Below are 450 nucleotides of genomic sequence, written 5' to 3'. Positions count from 1 at the left end.
CAGCAACTTATTAATGATGCCAGCCTCAAGATACTGGCAGAAACAATAGGACGAGCCTTTGAACGCAAGCAACAGCAAGAAGATCTTTTAAGAACCATTCAACAATTAGAACAAACATTTCATTCCACTATTTCAACAATTGGGCGGGTTATAGAGATGAAGGACCATTCAACTTACGGCCATCAGAACAGGGTCGCTCAGCTTTGTCTAGCTATAGCAAAAAAAATGAAGCTCTCAGACTCAGCAAGAGAAGCCGTATACAATACAGCCCTCGTTCACGATCTGGGAAAGCTCTATATTCCTTCAGAGATACTAATTAAACCACAGTCTCTTTCGGCCATAGAATACAACATCGTCAAGCAACATTCTCGTTTTGGATATGAAGTTCTGCGAAATGTGCGTTTCCCATGGCCTGTGGCAGAAATAGTGTTACAACATCATGAACGCATT

The 450-nt window shown here is 41.6% G+C and carries 1 protein-coding gene; it reads left to right on the top strand.

Features of this window, described 5'->3' with window-relative positions; all coding sequences use genetic code 11:
- Positions 1 to 450: HD-GYP domain-containing protein (locus tag Tmeso_RS15965; protein ID WP_145993184.1), on the top strand; the 450-nt coding region annotated here is incomplete at both ends.

Source organism: Tepidibacter mesophilus (assembly GCF_002724055.1).
GTDB lineage: Bacteria > Bacillota > Clostridia > Peptostreptococcales > Peptostreptococcaceae > Tepidibacter_A > Tepidibacter_A mesophilus.
This window is presented reverse-complemented; position numbering and strand designations above follow the sequence as displayed.